Here is a 13,735-nt window from a genome sequence, read left to right as displayed (position 1 = left end):
CAGCTTATTTCCAGGGAGACGGGGGGTGACGGCTACAAACAAGATCGCGCTGGTCACGGGCGCGGGCAGCGGCATTGGCCTCGCGACGGCACGCAGGCTTCTTCAGAACGGTTACAGCGTGGTGCTGGCAGGACGCCGGCAGGCGCCACTCGATGCGCTAGCCGACGAGGCGCGGCAACGCGGCGAGGATGCGCTCGCTGTCCCGTGCGACGTGAGCGACCCCACGAGTGTCGCCGCGCTGTTCGACGCCATCCGCGAGCGCTATGGACGCCTCGACGTGCTGTTCAACAACGCGGGACGCGGTGGACCACCGGTTGAGATTGACGAGCTCAGCGTCGAAGACTGGCGCGCGGTGGTCGACATCAATCTGAACGGCGTGTTTTTTTGTACGCGCGCGGCTTTCGGCATGATGAAAGCGCAGAGCCCGCGTGGCGGACGCATTATCAACAACGGTTCGATCTCGGCGCATGCTCCGCGTCCGAACAGCATCGCCTATACGTCGACCAAGCACGCCATCACCGGTCTGACGAAATCCGTTTCGCTCGACGGCCGCAAGTACGACATCTGCTGTGGGCAGATCGACATCGGCAATGCCGCCACGGAGATGGCCGCGCGGATGGCGACAGGCGTGCCGCAGGCCAACGGCGAGATCGTGATCGAGCCGCTGATGGATGTCGAACTGGTTGCCGATGCCGTATTGCATATGGCGAACCTGCCGTTGTCGGCGAACGTGCAGTTCATGACGATCATGGCGAGCAAGATGCCGTTCGTCGGGCGCGGGTGAGGGAGCGTGGAGCATGACTGACGCGCGGCTCGCAGCACGCCACGCACCGGATCAACTTATACTGTTTGATCCCATGTCACCCGGATTCAGCCGTGCCTCAAGCTTCGCCGAAGGACAAACTGCGCGACAGGCCGCAGAACGACCCGCTCGACGATCCGCCCCCGGTCCCGCCTGTGCGTCCCGACCTCGACGATTGCTGTCATAGCGGCTGCAGCCCCTGTGTCTTCGATCTGTACGACGACGCCTTTGACCGGTATCAGGCGGCGCTTGCCGAATGGCAGGCTCGGCAGCCGCTCAAACCTTGCCAGCCGAAAAGCCGCTCATGACCGATCTCCAGCCCGCCCTCATCGAAACGCCCGCGCTCGACGATCTGCATGACTTCGTGCAGCGTCATCCGCGTCTGTTCGTGCTGTCGGGCGCGGGCATCAGTACCGATTCCGGGATTCCCGGCTATCGCGACGAAAACGGCGAATGGAAGCGCTCGCCGCCGATCACCTTGCAGGAATTTCTCGGCTCGCTGGCGTCGCGGCAGCGTTACTGGGCCCGCAGCATGATCGGCTGGCCGGTGGTGGCGCAGGCCAAGCCGAACGACGCGCATCGTGCGCTTGCAAGGCTAGAAGCCGCCGGACACGTGCCGACGCTCGTGACGCAGAACGTCGACGGGCTGCATCAGCGTGCGGGCAGCAGTGACGTGATCGAACTGCACGGCAGCATCGGCGCGGTGACGTGTCTCGATTGCGGCACGCGGCATGCGCGCTCGGCGATCCAGCAGACGCTCGAAGCCGACAACCCGGCGCTGCTCGATGTGGTCGCCGAACCCGCCGCCGACGGCGACGCTCACCTCGAATGGCACGACCTCGGTGGCTTCCGCATTCCGGCATGTCCGAATTGCGGGGGCCAACTGAAGCCTTCGGTGGTGTTCTTCGGCGAGAACGTGCCGCGCGCGACCGTCGACGACGCCACACGCGCACTCGAAGCGGCGGACGCGATGCTGGTGGTGGGTTCTTCGCTGATGGTCTATTCGGGTTACCGCTTCTGTGTCTGGGCGCAAAAGATGGGCAAGCCGATTGCCGCGATCAATCTGGGCCGCACGCGCGCCGATCCGTTGCTGGCGCTGAAAGTCGCAGCGCCGTGCGCGGAGACCCTGACCGCGCTGGCTGCGCGTCTCGCGCTCGACTGAGGCGCCTACCGGCGGTCCTTTATCCGGATGGAGCCCGGATATGGCCCAGATTGCGCCTCGATTGGACCTCGATCAGTCCCAAAGCATGCCCGAATCGCCCCCGGATCGTCGATAATGGAAAGCCGTTTGCCGCGCCGCAGGTGTCTCGCTGTGCGAACGTCCGCGACGAACCCGCTTTGCACGAAACCAGAGGAAGAGCTTCGCATGGGCCAGAGTAGCGCGCTAAAGCGCGAACTCTGGCCGACAGCCAAAGCCTGACTCTGTTCGACACAGGAACGCCCATGCTGACGACCATCGAACAACTCGAGACGATCTACGGCCAGCCGCACGAGCGCGCGGTGCGCAAAGAGATTCCCTACGTCAACGAGGACTACCGCGCATTTATCGAGTTCGCGCCGTTTGTCGTGCTGGCCACCGCCGGGCCGGAGGGGCTCGACTGCTCGCCGCGCGGCGACGCGGCCGGTTTCGTACGCATCATCGACGAACGGACGCTGGCGATTCCCGATCGTCCCGGCAACAACCGCATCGACAGCCTGCGTAACATCATCGTCGAGCCGCGCCTCGCGCTGCTGTTCGTCGTGCCGGGTGTCGGCGAGACCTTGCGGGTCAACGGCCGCGGGCGTATCTCCGATGACGCGGCGCTGCTCGAAAGCTTCGCAGTCGAAGGGAAGCTCCCGCGCACCGTGCTGCTGGTCGACGTCGACGCCGTGTATTTCCATTGTTCGAAGGCGCTCGTTCGCTCCAGACTGTGGGATCCGGAGCGCCATGTGGAGCGCTCGCGCCTGCCGAGCGCCGGCGCGATTCACCGGCGTATCAACGGCCAAACTTTCGACGCACTCGCCTACGATCTCGAACTGGCCGAAAGAGTGCGTACGACCCTGTACTAAGATCCTGCACCCCATGAGCAACCCATCCACTTCCGACGCACGTCAGCACGCCCCCGCCGCCGAACGCAATCGCGATCCGATCCTCGCCGTCCTGCGGCAGGTGTTGCCGGCGAGCGGCCTCGTGCTTGAGATCGCCAGCGGCAGCGGCCAGCACGTGACGCACTTCGCGGCGGCGCTGCCCGACCTCGTCTGGCAACCGAGCGATCCCGACGCCGGCTCGCGCGCGTCGATTGCTGCGTGGACCGCTCATACCGGTCTGACGAATATCCGGGCGCCGCTCGCATTGGACGTCGAGCATGGCCCGTGGGGCATCGATTCAGCACAGGCGTTGATCTGCATCAACATGATTCATATTTCGCCATGGACTGCCACCCAGGCGTTATTCGACGGAGCGGCCCGCTTGCTGGGCAGCGGCGGTGTAATGTATCTATACGGGCCGTACCGCCGTCACGGGGCGCACACCGCGCCCAGCAACGAAGCTTTCGATCAGCAGTTGCGCAACCGCAATCCCGCGTTCGGCGTGCGCAACATGGAGGCCGTGGTGGCGCTCGGCGAGGCGCAGGGATTCGTCTGTAGCGAGCCTATTGCGATGCCTGCCAACAATTTCAGTCTGGTGTTCACGAAACGCCAGGGCGCGACTCGAATCTGAACCGGGAAGCGCACTAACGAGCGGCAATCGGCCATTTCTTTTATGCTTTCATCCTCGACGCCCCGTCGGCGGCATTTTGGGCGCGGCGTCTCGACAATTCGGAATCTGGAGAATTCAAATGGGCAAACAGGCAATCGGCGTAGTGGGGCTAGCGGTCATGGGCCGCAATCTGGCACTCAACATCGAAAGCCGCGGTCATGCGGTGTCCGTCTTTAACCGCAGCCGTGAGAAAACCGATGAACTGATCGCAGAATATCCCGATCGCAAGCTGGTGCCGACTTACACGCTCGAAGAGTTCGTCGAGTCGCTGGAAAAGCCGCGCCGCATTCTGATGATGGTCAAGGCGGGCGCAGGCACCGACGACACGATCGCCTCGCTCAAACCGCTGCTGGACAAGGGCGACATTCTGATCGATGGCGGCAACACGCATTTCACCGACACGATCCGCCGCAATCAGGAACTGGCCAAGGCCGGCCTGCATTTCATCGGCACGGGCGTCTCGGGCGGTGAAGAAGGCGCGCTGAAAGGTCCGTCGATCATGCCGGGTGGCCAGCGTGACGCGTACGACCTGGTTGCACCGATCCTGACAGAAATCGCTGCCAAGGCGCCGGATGGCGAGCCGTGCGTGGCGTATATGGGCCCGGACGGCGCAGGCCACTTCGTGAAAATGGTGCACAACGGCATCGAATACGGCGACATGCAACTGATCGCCGAAAGCTATTCGGTGCTGAAGCAGGTGGTGGGCCTGTCGAACAAGGAATTGGGCGAGGTCTACACCGAGTGGAACAAGGGCGAGCTCGACAGCTACCTGATGGAAATCACCTCGAAGATCTTCAACAAGAAGGACGACGAGACGGGCAAGGATCTGGTGGACGTGATTCTCGACCGCGCCGCGCAAAAGGGTACGGGCAAGTGGACGAGCCAGAACGCGCTGGATCTCGGCGTGCCGCTGCCGCTGATCACCGAGTCGGTGTTTGCGCGCGTGCTGTCGTCGCTGAAGACCGAGCGTGTCGCCGCGAGCAAGGTCATCAAGGGACCGGAACCCAAGGCGTTCGACGGCGATCGTGCCGCTTTCATCGAGTCGGTGCGCCGCGCGCTCTACTTCAGCAAGGTGATCTCGTACGCGCAGGGCTTCGCGCAATTGCGGGCGGCTTCGGAAGAGTACAAATGGGATCTGGACTTCGGCACGATCGCGAAGATCTTCCGCGCGGGCTGTATCATCCGCGCCCGCTTCCTGCAGAAGATCACGGACGCGTATTCGAAGGACAAGGCGATCGCCAACCTGCTGCTCGACCCGTACTTCAACGACATCGCTTCGAACTATCAGGGAGCGTTGCGTGACGTGGTGATCGCTGCGGTGAAGGCGGGCGTGCCGGTGCCGACGTTTGCATCGGCGGTGGCGTACTTCGATGCCTATCGCTCCGAGCGTCTGCCGGCCAACCTCGTGCAGGCTCAACGCGACTTCTTCGGCGCGCATACCTTCGAGCGCGTCGACAAGCCGGGCAGCTTCCACGCCAATTGGTCCTGATCGTTACGATGTAGGACAGCGGCGCCGCCGGACCTGGACATCTGCTGCGCCCAACAGCCCGGGCGCCCTGTTAAGGGGCGGCCCGGGCTGTTTGCCAATCAACGGCCCGGCAGATGCGGCACGCCTTCATTGCTGGTCAGATTGAGTTGATGAATCTGCCGGTGTGCCTTGTTCAATTGCGCCTGCGCGGCGACGCGCTGCGCCTCCAGTTGCGCGACCTCCTTGCGCACCTGATGCATCCGCCCCGACACTGCCTGCTCCTGCACGCTATTGCGCTGCAAATCGCAGCGCAGGCGTTCAGCCTGGGCTTCAGATTCCGCGATCATCCGTGCGAGCTGTTCGTTCTGCGCAGCCAGTTGCGCACGACGTGTCTCGCCCTCCGAGAGACGCGTGGCCTGTTCTTCGAAGTGATGGAAAGCGGCCTCGGCGGCATCCAGGTCCGCGGCTTTCAGCGCACGCCAGAGTGTGCCGTTCTGATACAGCGCCACGTAATAGGCCAGCTCGCGCGCATGGAACAACAGGCTCACCGAGTAGTCGAAACTTCGGAACACCCGGAACGGCGTTAAGGCTTCTTCCTCGGCTAGCCATTCGATTTCCGCGCTGTCGGCCATTTGTACCGGCCGGCCGCTTGTCTGGGAAGGTACGACCGGAACGGGCCTTAAGGTCGTGACAGGCCGCGGTGGCTCGGCAGGTGTCGAAGCGGACGGACTGGGCGAACTGCTGACGTTTGCCGCTGGCTCGTCGTCTGACGAGGTGGTGTTGTCGTGGGCCACCTGGACAAGGTGGGATGGGCCAGTGGCGAGCAGTGCACTGCGTCGGTTCAGGAGACTTTTCACGGCAGTTCCTCAAAGTGACTCGCCCGAAACCGCGAGGCGGCGCCGACAGTGCAGCATGCCGGGCTACCAGGCGGTGCGTGCGGTGAACGAAAACGGAGGGGCGCAGCGGCCAGAAGCCGCCAGCCCGCAGCAGTGCGACTCAGTGCAGCGTGCGCTGCCGGCGCGCGAGATCGCCGAACAGCTCGCTGCTGGGTTCGAGCGCGAGAAGCCACGACTCGTCGTAGCCGCTCAGGTTGTCGAGCGCTTCGCGCAGCCGCTCCAGCGCGACCGCAGGAAGCTCGACGCTGGCCTCGACGCCGCTCGACAGACGCGCGATGCTGGCCAGTTGCACCAAGGCATCCGCCGCTTCGGCGACGTCCGCTGCGAACACAAGGTGAGTATTGAGCAGCTCGACCAGACCCGGGGATGTCGCAACATCTTCGACGTTTAACTGCACGGCCAGAAACGTGGCTTTGTTCATCCCCGAGCTCCTCACGGACTGTACATGGCGGCGAGCGGTTCGCCTGCTGTGCGTTGCGTCAGCAAGACCCAGTATAGGCGAGGCGGGGAGGGATTCAATGCTCACACGAATTCTCGCCCGCTCTGGACAACGTTCTGCAGCGTGGCCGGCAGGCTGCGCACCCTATAATGGTGCGTGCGGATTCTCCCCTGAGGACCGTTTTATGTGCAGTGCAGCATGCCGTGTGGCACACGGTCTGCGTGGACTATCCGGTTGGCATATCCATCATGAAGATTATCCGCAGCAAGACATTTACGGCTGAGCGCCCATGGGGCGCACTCGATATCGCCAACATGCGTGGCATCACCACGCGGTTGCACTGGACGGATCAGCCGTACAAATGGCACGTCAACGACGGCGAGGAGGTCTTCGCCGTTCTGGACGGCCGGGTTGAGATGCGTTACCGCGAAGCGGGCGAGGAGCGCTCGGCGATGCTGGAGACAGGCGATGTCTTCTACGCATCGGTCGGGACCGAACACGTTGCGCATCCGGTGGGCGAGGCGCGCATTCTCGTGGTCGAGTCCGAGGGTAGCGTTTGACGTTGGCGGGCCTCATGTTTGTCACGCCGACGCTTGAAGATTGATTGACTCACGTGCCGAGGATTATCAGATGACAGAAAAGTCGCAACGTGCAGCTACACAGGTTCTGATTGCTGTTTCCATCGCGGCCGCGCTCAGTGGTTGCACGACGATGCCGTGGGGCGGAACATCCTACGACAATACTTCGGGGGGGTACCAGACCAACGGCGCGCCAACCGGGGCGGTGGCCGCCGGCTACTATCGCGTGAATCCTGGCGACACGCTGCCGGGCATTGCTGCCGCTTATGGACAACGTCCACAGGATCTGGCGCGCTGGAACGGCCTTCAGCCCAACGCCAGCGTGACGGTGGGTCAGGTGCTGCGCGTGTCGCCGCCGCCGCCGGTGCCGGGGAACCCGGCGCCAGGCTCGGGTGCAGTGGCGCAGCAGGGGCAACTGGTGTGGCCGCTGCGTGGACCCGTGCTCAGACCGTTCATGCCGGGTAGCACCAAGGGTATCGTGATTGGCGGCAGGATCGGCGATCCGGTCAAGGCGGCCGCCGCGGGACGGGTCGTGTACGCGGGCACCGGCATCGAAGCGTATGGGCCGTTGATCATCATCAAGCACAGCGACTCGCTGATTACGGCGTATGGCCAGAACAGCACGTTGCTGGTCAAGGAAGGTGATGCTGTCACGCAAGGGCAGACCATCGGCGAGGTGGGGGCGGATAGCCGGGGCATCGGCTCGATCCAGTTCGAGGTGCGTCAGGACGGACACCCTGTCGATCCGCTGAACTGGTTGCCGAAGACGGGCGGTTAGTGCGCGGTCGTTAGTGGCATAGGAAGCGGGCGTCAACCATAGCGTGGGTGGCTCGTCCGCTTGCCATCGCGCCTTAAACGCCGCTTGCAATTTGTCTGTGGGCCATGCGCTGTTTTCGACCGGTTTTCAGCGCCTCCATAATTGAATACACTGGTCGATTATCACGTCGTCGCCCAGGCCGGGCGCGAGCCGAAATTGGCGCGGGCCATGGCGCCCTCACACAGGAATTCCACATGATCGATTTGCGCAGCGATACCGTCACCCGTCCGAGTCAGGCGATGCTGGCGGCCATGATGTCCGCCGAAGTTGGAGACGACGTATGGGGCGACGACCCGACCGTGTTGCGTCTGCAAGCCGCTGTGGCCGAGCGCGCCGGCAAGGAAGCGGGCCTGTTCTTTCCGAGCGGCACACAGAGCAACCTGGCCGCGTTGATGGCGCATTGCGGACGTGGCGATGAATACATCGTCGGTCAGGCGGCCCACACCTACAAATACGAAGGCGGCGGCGCAGCGGTGCTCGGCAGCATCCAGCCGCAGCCGATCGAAAATGCCGCAGACGGCTCGCTGCCGCTCGACAAGATCGTGGCCGCCATCAAACCCATCGACGATCACTTCGCGCGCACGCGGTTGCTGGCGCTGGAGAACACGATCGGCGGCAAGGTGCTGCTGGCGGGTTATGTGGCCGAAGCGGTGCAACTCGCGCGTGAGCACAAGCTCGCGACCCATCTCGACGGCGCGCGCGTCTTCAATGCCGCGGTCGCATCGGGCCAGCCGCTGATAGCGCTATGCGCACCGTTCGATTCGGTTTCGATCTGCTTCTCAAAAGGATTAGGGACGCCGGTGGGGTCGGTGCTGGTCGGCAGCAAGGCGTTGCTGGAGAGCGCTCACCGTTGGCGCAAGGTGCTCGGCGGCGGCATGCGTCAGGCGGGCATTCTGGCGGCGGCCTGCCTGTATGCGCTCGATCACAACGTCGAGCGCCTCGCCGAGGATCACGCGAACGCCGCGCATCTGGCCGCGGGTCTCGCGCAGATCGATCAGGTCAAGGTGCAGTCGCAGGCCACCAACATGGTGTTCGCGCAGTTTCCAAAGCAACATTGCGCGCCGCTCGAAGCGTGGCTGAAGGAGCGCGGCATCCTGACCCAGATGCTGTACGCGTCGCGTTTCGTCACGCATATGGACGTGTCGCGTGCGGATATCGATACCTTCCTGGCCGCGGTGAAGGGATATTTCACGGCGCATTGAAAGGCCGAACGGCGACCGCCGCTTGCTCCACGGCGACCGCTTATCCAATACTCCGCACGGCTATCGCCACCGTCACTTCGCCGACGTCTGCGCACCCCCCGCCGCACGATGCGATGGAGCGAACAGCCGCAAGCCACTGGCGATACTCGCCGCGCCGGCAAACACCGCACCCGCCGACAATGCTAGCGTCGGCCCATGGCGCCCGGCGATCCCAAAGCTCAGCGCCACCAGCGCGGCACCTGTCGTCTGACCCAGCAGGCGCGCGGTGGCGATGATGCCGCTCGCGCCGCCGCTGCGCTCGGGCGGGGCGCTCGCCATCAATGCCTTCAGGTTCGGCGACTGGAAAAAGCCGAAGCCCGCTCCGCACACCGCCATCCGGATGCCGATATCGAGCACCTGCGGATGCGCCGGCAAAAGCGCAAGCGAGACCATGCCCGCAGACAGCACCGCCAGCCCGATCGCGCCCAGCAGACCGGGGGGATAACGATCCGACAGGCGTCCAGCGAACGGCGCAGCCAGCGCAACGACCACAGGCCAGGGCGTCATCAGGAAGCCGGTCTCGACCTGGGTGCGATGCAGCACGTCTTCGAAATAGAACGGTAGAGAGACGAACGCCAGCCCTTGAGCGGCGAATGAACAGATCGCGGTCACCGCCGATAGCGCGAACACCGGCAGCTTGAACAGATCGACGGGCAGCATCGGCGCCGGGTGGCCGGCTTCACGCTTCATCAACAGCAAACCGAACACGACGGCAACCGCCGCAGCAATCAGCACATATTGCAGCGGCTCACGCTGCGCGGCTTCGCCAAGAGCGAAGATCAACGCGGCAAACGTGATCACGTTCAGGACGGCGGCGACCCGGTCGAAATTGTGAGTGCCGCGCGTGGTATGGGGCAGGGCCGGCATCGCGAACACCAGCGCGCCGATCCCAAGCGGAATGTTGACGGCGAACAGCCACGGCCAAGTGCCGAGCGAGAGGATCAGCGAGGCCACCGTCGGCCCCACCGCGAACGACACGCCGACCACTAGCGCGTTCAATCCGAGCCCGCGCCCGAGCCGGTGGGGCGGGTATAGATCGCGAATCAGCGCGGCGTTGACGCTCATGATCGCGCTGGCGCCCAGGCCCTGCAGCACCCGCGCCGCAGCGAGCAGCGGCAGCGTGCCCGACAGCGAGCAGGCGAGCGACGCAACGGTGAACACGGCGATCCCACTGAGATAGATCCGCCGATGGCCAATGATGTCGCCGAGCGCCGCAAGTGGCAGCAGGGTCGCGACTACCGCGAGCTGATAGGCATTGATGATCCAGACCGATGCCGCGGGCGCTGCGTGCAGGTCGGCGGCGATAGCCGGCAGCGCGGTATTGGCGATCGCCGTATCGAGCGTGGCAAGCGCGACGGCCAACATGAGCGCCGCCATCGCGCGGCGGTTGCTGGCGGACATCGGCGCGTCGCCAGGCGGGGCGTAGTCGGGGGAAAGCGGTGTGTTCACGGACGAGGGACAGGCTGTTCGGGTGGCGAGCGGGCAGGCGCGAGGCGATGAAGCGCTCGCCTTCCGGGACCGATGCAACCGCGCAGATCAAAGGGGCGCGCGGGCGCTTGACTGATGCGATGCGCCGACACGCTACGGATGAGCAGATTGTTACAGAGCGGGCAAAATCCTGCTGGCAGATACGCAGGGTGGCGCTTTTTACGGAATGGGAACCTTGGCAGTGAAACGCAACTAACGGTCAAGCCAGCACAGCGACCACAAGCACCGGCGCTTATGACTTCCGTAAGCCTTAAGCGAAAGAAGCCAACAAAATCGACAGCTTACGAATATGCGCCTTGAATGCCTCAGTCGTATCGCGCTCATGCCCCGAGCTCAAATGCGGCGCTTCGGCCAGTTCAACCTGCTGCTGGAATTCGTCGGCGATCTGGCGCCGCGTCTCCGGAGGAAGTGCCCGAATCAGCGAGACCAGCAGCAGTTCCTGGGCGTGGAACATTCCGAGCATGGATTGTGCGTTCATCTCGACCTCCGTTGTAGCAGGATGAAGAGAGCGGGCGCAGTGCATGCCTGCGCTGGCCATGCCGTCGTGGACCTGCCTTCTTCTTCCTCCATACTAGTGCAGGCAGGCCAGTCGATTGAGGCGCGCTTGCACCGTATGTGTGCTTAACTTGCTCTTGCGCGGCTTCAGCAGTCGCAGCAGGCATGTTGCGTGCAACACCGGTGGCCCGGTGTCCCGGTGACGGGATGACGGAAATGTCCTACTCTGCATATTTACCCGCCTGACCGGCACGCGCCTCCCGTCCGTCATCTGTGCGGTTTGCGTGTGCTGTGTCGCAGCACTTACCGGAGGCCTCAATGACAGCCGTGGATCTGGAGTTCGACCAGCTCAACAGCACTGTCGATGCGCTACGGCGCTCAATTTCAAACCGCATGATGTACGGCGTCGGTAAGGACGCCGTCACTGCGCGTCCCCATGACTGGCTGCACGCCGCTGCGCTTGCGGTGCGCGACCGGCTGGTCGCCCGCTGGATGAAGACCACGCGCCTGCAGTACGAGCAGGATGTGAAGCGCGTGTATTACCTGTCGATGGAATTCCTGATCGGCCGCACGTTCACCAATGCGCTGCTTGCGCTCGGCATCTACGAGCCGATGCGCGAAGCGCTCGCGGGCCTCGGCGTCGACATGGAAGCGTTGATCGAGATGGAGCCGGACGCGGCGCTCGGCAACGGCGGCCTTGGCCGTCTGGCGGCCTGCTTCCTTGATTCGATGGCGACGCTCGGCATCCCCGGCTTCGGCTATGGCATTCGCTACGAGTACGGCATGTTCCGTCAGCAGATCGTCAACGGCGAGCAGGTGGAAGCGCCGGACTACTGGCTGCGCGCGGGTAACCCGTGGGAATTTCCGCGCTCCGAGATCCAGTATCTGGTTCACTTCGGCGGCCGCACGGTGCAGCGCGGCGACTACGTCGAATGGATCGATACCCAGCATGTCAACGCGATGGCGTATGACACGGTCATCCCTGGCTACGCAACGAGTGCGACGAACACGCTGCGCTTGTGGTCCGCGCGGGCGTCGGAAGAGCTCGATCTGTCAGCGTTCAACCGTGGCGATTACCGCAGCGCCGTCGACGCGAAGACGATGTCGGAGAACGTTTCGCGCCTGCTGTACCCGGACGACTCCACACCGGCGGGCCGCGAACTGCGCTTGCGGCAGGAGTATTTCTTCGTCTCGGCGACGATGCAGGATCTGATTCGCCGCTATCAGCGCACGCATAGCACCTTCGGACGTTTCGCCGAAAAGGTCGCGGTGCATCTGAACGACACCCACCCTGTGCTGGCGATTCCCGAGCTGATGCGCCTGCTGATCGACGTGCATCACGTGCCTTGGGACAAGGCGTGGGGGCAAATCCAGCAGATGTTCTCGTACACCAACCACACGCTGATGCCCGAAGCGCTGGAGACGTGGGATGTCGAGACGCTGGCGCGTCTGTTGCCGCGCCATCTCGAAATTATCTTCGAGATCAATGCGCAGTTCCTCAAGCACGTGAGCGAACAGTCCGGCCACGATGCCGAAATGATCCGGCGCATTTCACTGGTGGACGAATATGGCCAGCGGCGCGTGCGGATGGCTTATCTCGCAATTGTGGCAAGCCAGAAGGTCAATGGCGTCTCGAAACTGCACTCGCAACTGATGACGCGCGATATCTTCGCCGACTTCGCGCGCATCTACCCGGAACGCTTTACCAACGTGACCAACGGCATCACGCCGCGGCGCTGGCTGGCGCAGGCGAGCCCGTCGTTGTCGTCGCTGATCGACGAGCAGATTGGTACCCACTGGCGCCGCGATCTGTTCGAGCTCGAGAGGCTGCGCGATTTGCGCAACGACAGCGCGTTTGTCGACGCGTTTCGCGAAGCGAAGCGGCAGAACAAGCTGCGCCTTGCGCATCACCTGGCGCACCATACGAAAATCTCGTTCGATCCGAATGCATTGTTCGATCTGCAGGTGAAGCGTATCCATGAATACAAGCGGCAGCTTCTGAACGTGCTGCATGTGATCGTGCGTTACAACCAGATTCGCGCGAATCCTGAGCTTGACTGGGTGCCGCGCGTCGTGATGTTTGCGGGCAAGGCGGCCTCGGCCTACCGGATGGCGAAGACCATCATCAAGCTGATCGGCGATGTCAGCGAGAAGGTCAACCATGATCCTTTGATCGGCGATCGCCTGAAGGTGGTGTTCGTGCCGAACTATGGTGTGAGCGTCGCGGAACTGATCATTCCGGCTGCGGATCTGTCTGAGCAGATTTCGATGGCGGGTACGGAGGCATCGGGTACCGGCAACATGAAACTGGCGCTCAACGGCGCGCTGACGATCGGCACGATGGATGGCGCCAACATCGAGATTTGCGATGCGGTTGGGCGGGAGAATATCTTCATCTTCGGTCATACGGCCGACGAGGTCGACAACCTGCGCGCAGCGGGTTACAGACCGCGTCAGCTATATGAGGAAAACCCCGAACTGCGCATGGCGCTCGACCAGATTCGCACGGGCTTTTTCTCGCCCGACGATCCGCTGCGCTTCTCGGACATTTTCCATACGCTAGTGGATTGGGGCGATCACTACATGGTCCTGGCGGACTTCGCGGCGTTTGCCGAGGCCCAGAAGGAAGTGGATGAACGCTTCCGCAACCCGCGCGCATGGACCGAAAGCGCGATCGAGAACGTGGCCGGCATGGGGCAATTCTCGTCTGACCGTACGATCGGCGAGTATGCACGGGAAATCTGGCATGTGAAGCCGCTGGATATGTCGTAATG

General features: G+C 63.4%; 14 protein-coding genes. 10 read left to right on the top strand and 4 right to left on the bottom strand.

Going from position 1 to position 13,735, the window contains the following annotated elements; all coding sequences use genetic code 11:
- The first annotated feature begins 25 nt into the window (after positions 1 to 25).
- The 6 genes from P3T20_RS02690 (at position 26) to gndA (ending at position 5,028) form a co-directional block, all read left to right on the top strand.
- On the top strand, positions 26 to 784 hold the full coding sequence (locus P3T20_RS02690) for an SDR family oxidoreductase (protein WP_074269101.1): 759 nt from the start codon (positions 26 to 28) through the stop codon (positions 782 to 784).
- A 92-nt stretch (positions 785 to 876) separates the two neighbouring features.
- Entirely contained in the window at positions 877 to 1,110 is a 234-nt protein-coding gene (locus tag P3T20_RS02685) for an oxidoreductase-like domain-containing protein (RefSeq protein ID WP_254369061.1), read from the top strand.
- Positions 1,107 to 1,964 carry an NAD-dependent protein deacetylase gene (locus P3T20_RS02680; RefSeq protein WP_074269100.1) on the top strand — a complete coding sequence of 286 codons (858 nt, stop codon included), beginning with the start codon at positions 1,107 to 1,109 and terminating at the stop codon, positions 1,962 to 1,964. The genes P3T20_RS02685 and P3T20_RS02680 overlap by 4 nt, the downstream gene beginning before the upstream one ends.
- A 281-nt stretch (positions 1,965 to 2,245) precedes the next feature.
- Entirely contained in the window at positions 2,246 to 2,851 is a 606-nt protein-coding gene (locus P3T20_RS02675; RefSeq protein WP_074269099.1) for a pyridoxamine 5'-phosphate oxidase family protein, read from the top strand.
- 13 nt (positions 2,852 to 2,864) lie between these two features.
- Positions 2,865 to 3,500 carry a DUF938 domain-containing protein gene (locus P3T20_RS02670; protein ID WP_429285973.1) on the top strand — a complete coding sequence of 212 codons (636 nt, stop codon included), beginning with the start codon at positions 2,865 to 2,867 and terminating at the stop codon, positions 3,498 to 3,500.
- A 118-nt stretch (positions 3,501 to 3,618) separates the two neighbouring features.
- On the top strand, positions 3,619 to 5,028 hold the full coding sequence (gene gndA, locus P3T20_RS02665) for an NADP-dependent phosphogluconate dehydrogenase (RefSeq protein ID WP_074269097.1): 1,410 nt from the start codon (positions 3,619 to 3,621) through the stop codon (positions 5,026 to 5,028).
- Between the two features lie 98 nt (positions 5,029 to 5,126).
- Here gndA and P3T20_RS02660 read toward each other — a convergent pair whose 3' ends face one another.
- Both P3T20_RS02660 and P3T20_RS02655 read right to left on the bottom strand, forming a co-directional pair.
- On the bottom strand, positions 5,127 to 5,864 hold the full coding sequence (locus P3T20_RS02660) for a DUF2968 domain-containing protein (RefSeq protein ID WP_429285972.1): 738 nt from the start codon (positions 5,862 to 5,864) through the stop codon (positions 5,127 to 5,129).
- 139 nt (positions 5,865 to 6,003) lie between these two features.
- On the bottom strand, positions 6,004 to 6,324 hold the full coding sequence (locus P3T20_RS02655; RefSeq protein WP_074269095.1) for a hypothetical protein: 321 nt from the start codon (positions 6,322 to 6,324) through the stop codon (positions 6,004 to 6,006).
- A gap of 266 nt (positions 6,325 to 6,590) precedes the next feature.
- Here P3T20_RS02655 and P3T20_RS02650 point away from each other — a divergent pair, with 266 nt between their 5' ends.
- The 3 genes from P3T20_RS02650 to ltaE all read left to right on the top strand — a co-directional run bounded on the left by P3T20_RS02650 (position 6,591) and on the right by ltaE (position 8,939).
- Complete coding sequence (locus P3T20_RS02650) at positions 6,591 to 6,902, top strand: cupin domain-containing protein (protein WP_429285971.1); 312 nt, start codon at positions 6,591 to 6,593, stop codon at positions 6,900 to 6,902.
- A gap of 70 nt (positions 6,903 to 6,972) precedes the next feature.
- Positions 6,973 to 7,698 carry a peptidoglycan DD-metalloendopeptidase family protein gene (locus P3T20_RS02645; protein ID WP_074269094.1) on the top strand — a complete coding sequence of 242 codons (726 nt, stop codon included), beginning with the start codon at positions 6,973 to 6,975 and terminating at the stop codon, positions 7,696 to 7,698.
- Between the two features lie 233 nt (positions 7,699 to 7,931).
- Positions 7,932 to 8,939, top strand: a complete 1,008-nt coding sequence (gene ltaE, locus P3T20_RS02640; RefSeq protein WP_429285970.1) for a low-specificity L-threonine aldolase — start codon at positions 7,932 to 7,934, stop codon at positions 8,937 to 8,939.
- Between the two features lie 72 nt (positions 8,940 to 9,011).
- Here ltaE and P3T20_RS02635 read toward each other — a convergent pair whose 3' ends face one another.
- Positions 9,012 to 10,379 carry an MFS transporter gene (locus tag P3T20_RS02635; RefSeq protein ID WP_429285969.1) on the bottom strand — a complete coding sequence of 456 codons (1,368 nt, stop codon included), beginning with the start codon at positions 10,377 to 10,379 and terminating at the stop codon, positions 9,012 to 9,014.
- A gap of 337 nt (positions 10,380 to 10,716) precedes the next feature.
- Positions 10,717 to 10,944: a hypothetical protein gene (locus P3T20_RS02630; RefSeq protein WP_074269091.1), complete on the bottom strand. Its 228-nt coding sequence runs from the start codon at positions 10,942 to 10,944 to the stop codon at positions 10,717 to 10,719.
- A 335-nt stretch (positions 10,945 to 11,279) separates the two neighbouring features.
- Here P3T20_RS02630 and P3T20_RS02625 point away from each other — a divergent pair, with 335 nt between their 5' ends.
- On the top strand, positions 11,280 to 13,733 hold the full coding sequence (locus P3T20_RS02625; RefSeq protein ID WP_429285968.1) for a glycogen/starch/alpha-glucan phosphorylase: 2,454 nt from the start codon (positions 11,280 to 11,282) through the stop codon (positions 13,731 to 13,733).
- Positions 13,734 to 13,735 lie beyond the last annotated feature (2 nt).

Source organism: Paraburkholderia sp. GAS206C, from assembly GCF_050435645.1.
Taxonomy (GTDB): domain Bacteria; phylum Pseudomonadota; class Gammaproteobacteria; order Burkholderiales; family Burkholderiaceae; genus Paraburkholderia; species Paraburkholderia phenazinium_B.
This window is presented reverse-complemented; position numbering and strand designations above follow the sequence as displayed.

Excerpts from the sequence above, each read along its gene's own strand:
- P3T20_RS02645 (WP_074269094.1), top strand. The coding sequence starts at position 6,973 with ATGACAGAAAAGTCGCAACGTGCAGCTACACAGGTTCTGATTGCTGTT.
- P3T20_RS02635 (WP_429285969.1), bottom strand. The coding sequence starts at position 10,379 with ATGTCCGCCAGCAACCGCCGCGCGATGGCGGCGCTCATGTTGGCCGTC.
- ltaE (WP_429285970.1), top strand. The coding sequence starts at position 7,932 with ATGATCGATTTGCGCAGCGATACCGTCACCCGTCCGAGTCAGGCGATG.
- P3T20_RS02670 (WP_429285973.1), top strand. The coding sequence starts at position 2,865 with ATGAGCAACCCATCCACTTCCGACGCACGTCAGCACGCCCCCGCCGCC.
- P3T20_RS02625 (WP_429285968.1), top strand. The coding sequence starts at position 11,280 with ATGACAGCCGTGGATCTGGAGTTCGACCAGCTCAACAGCACTGTCGAT.
- P3T20_RS02630 (WP_074269091.1), bottom strand. The coding sequence starts at position 10,944 with ATGAACGCACAATCCATGCTCGGAATGTTCCACGCCCAGGAACTGCTG.
- gndA (WP_074269097.1), top strand. The coding sequence starts at position 3,619 with ATGGGCAAACAGGCAATCGGCGTAGTGGGGCTAGCGGTCATGGGCCGC.
- P3T20_RS02650 (WP_429285971.1), top strand. The coding sequence starts at position 6,591 with ATGAAGATTATCCGCAGCAAGACATTTACGGCTGAGCGCCCATGGGGC.
- P3T20_RS02655 (WP_074269095.1), bottom strand. The coding sequence starts at position 6,324 with ATGAACAAAGCCACGTTTCTGGCCGTGCAGTTAAACGTCGAAGATGTT.
- P3T20_RS02680 (WP_074269100.1), top strand. The coding sequence starts at position 1,107 with ATGACCGATCTCCAGCCCGCCCTCATCGAAACGCCCGCGCTCGACGAT.
- P3T20_RS02675 (WP_074269099.1), top strand. The coding sequence starts at position 2,246 with ATGCTGACGACCATCGAACAACTCGAGACGATCTACGGCCAGCCGCAC.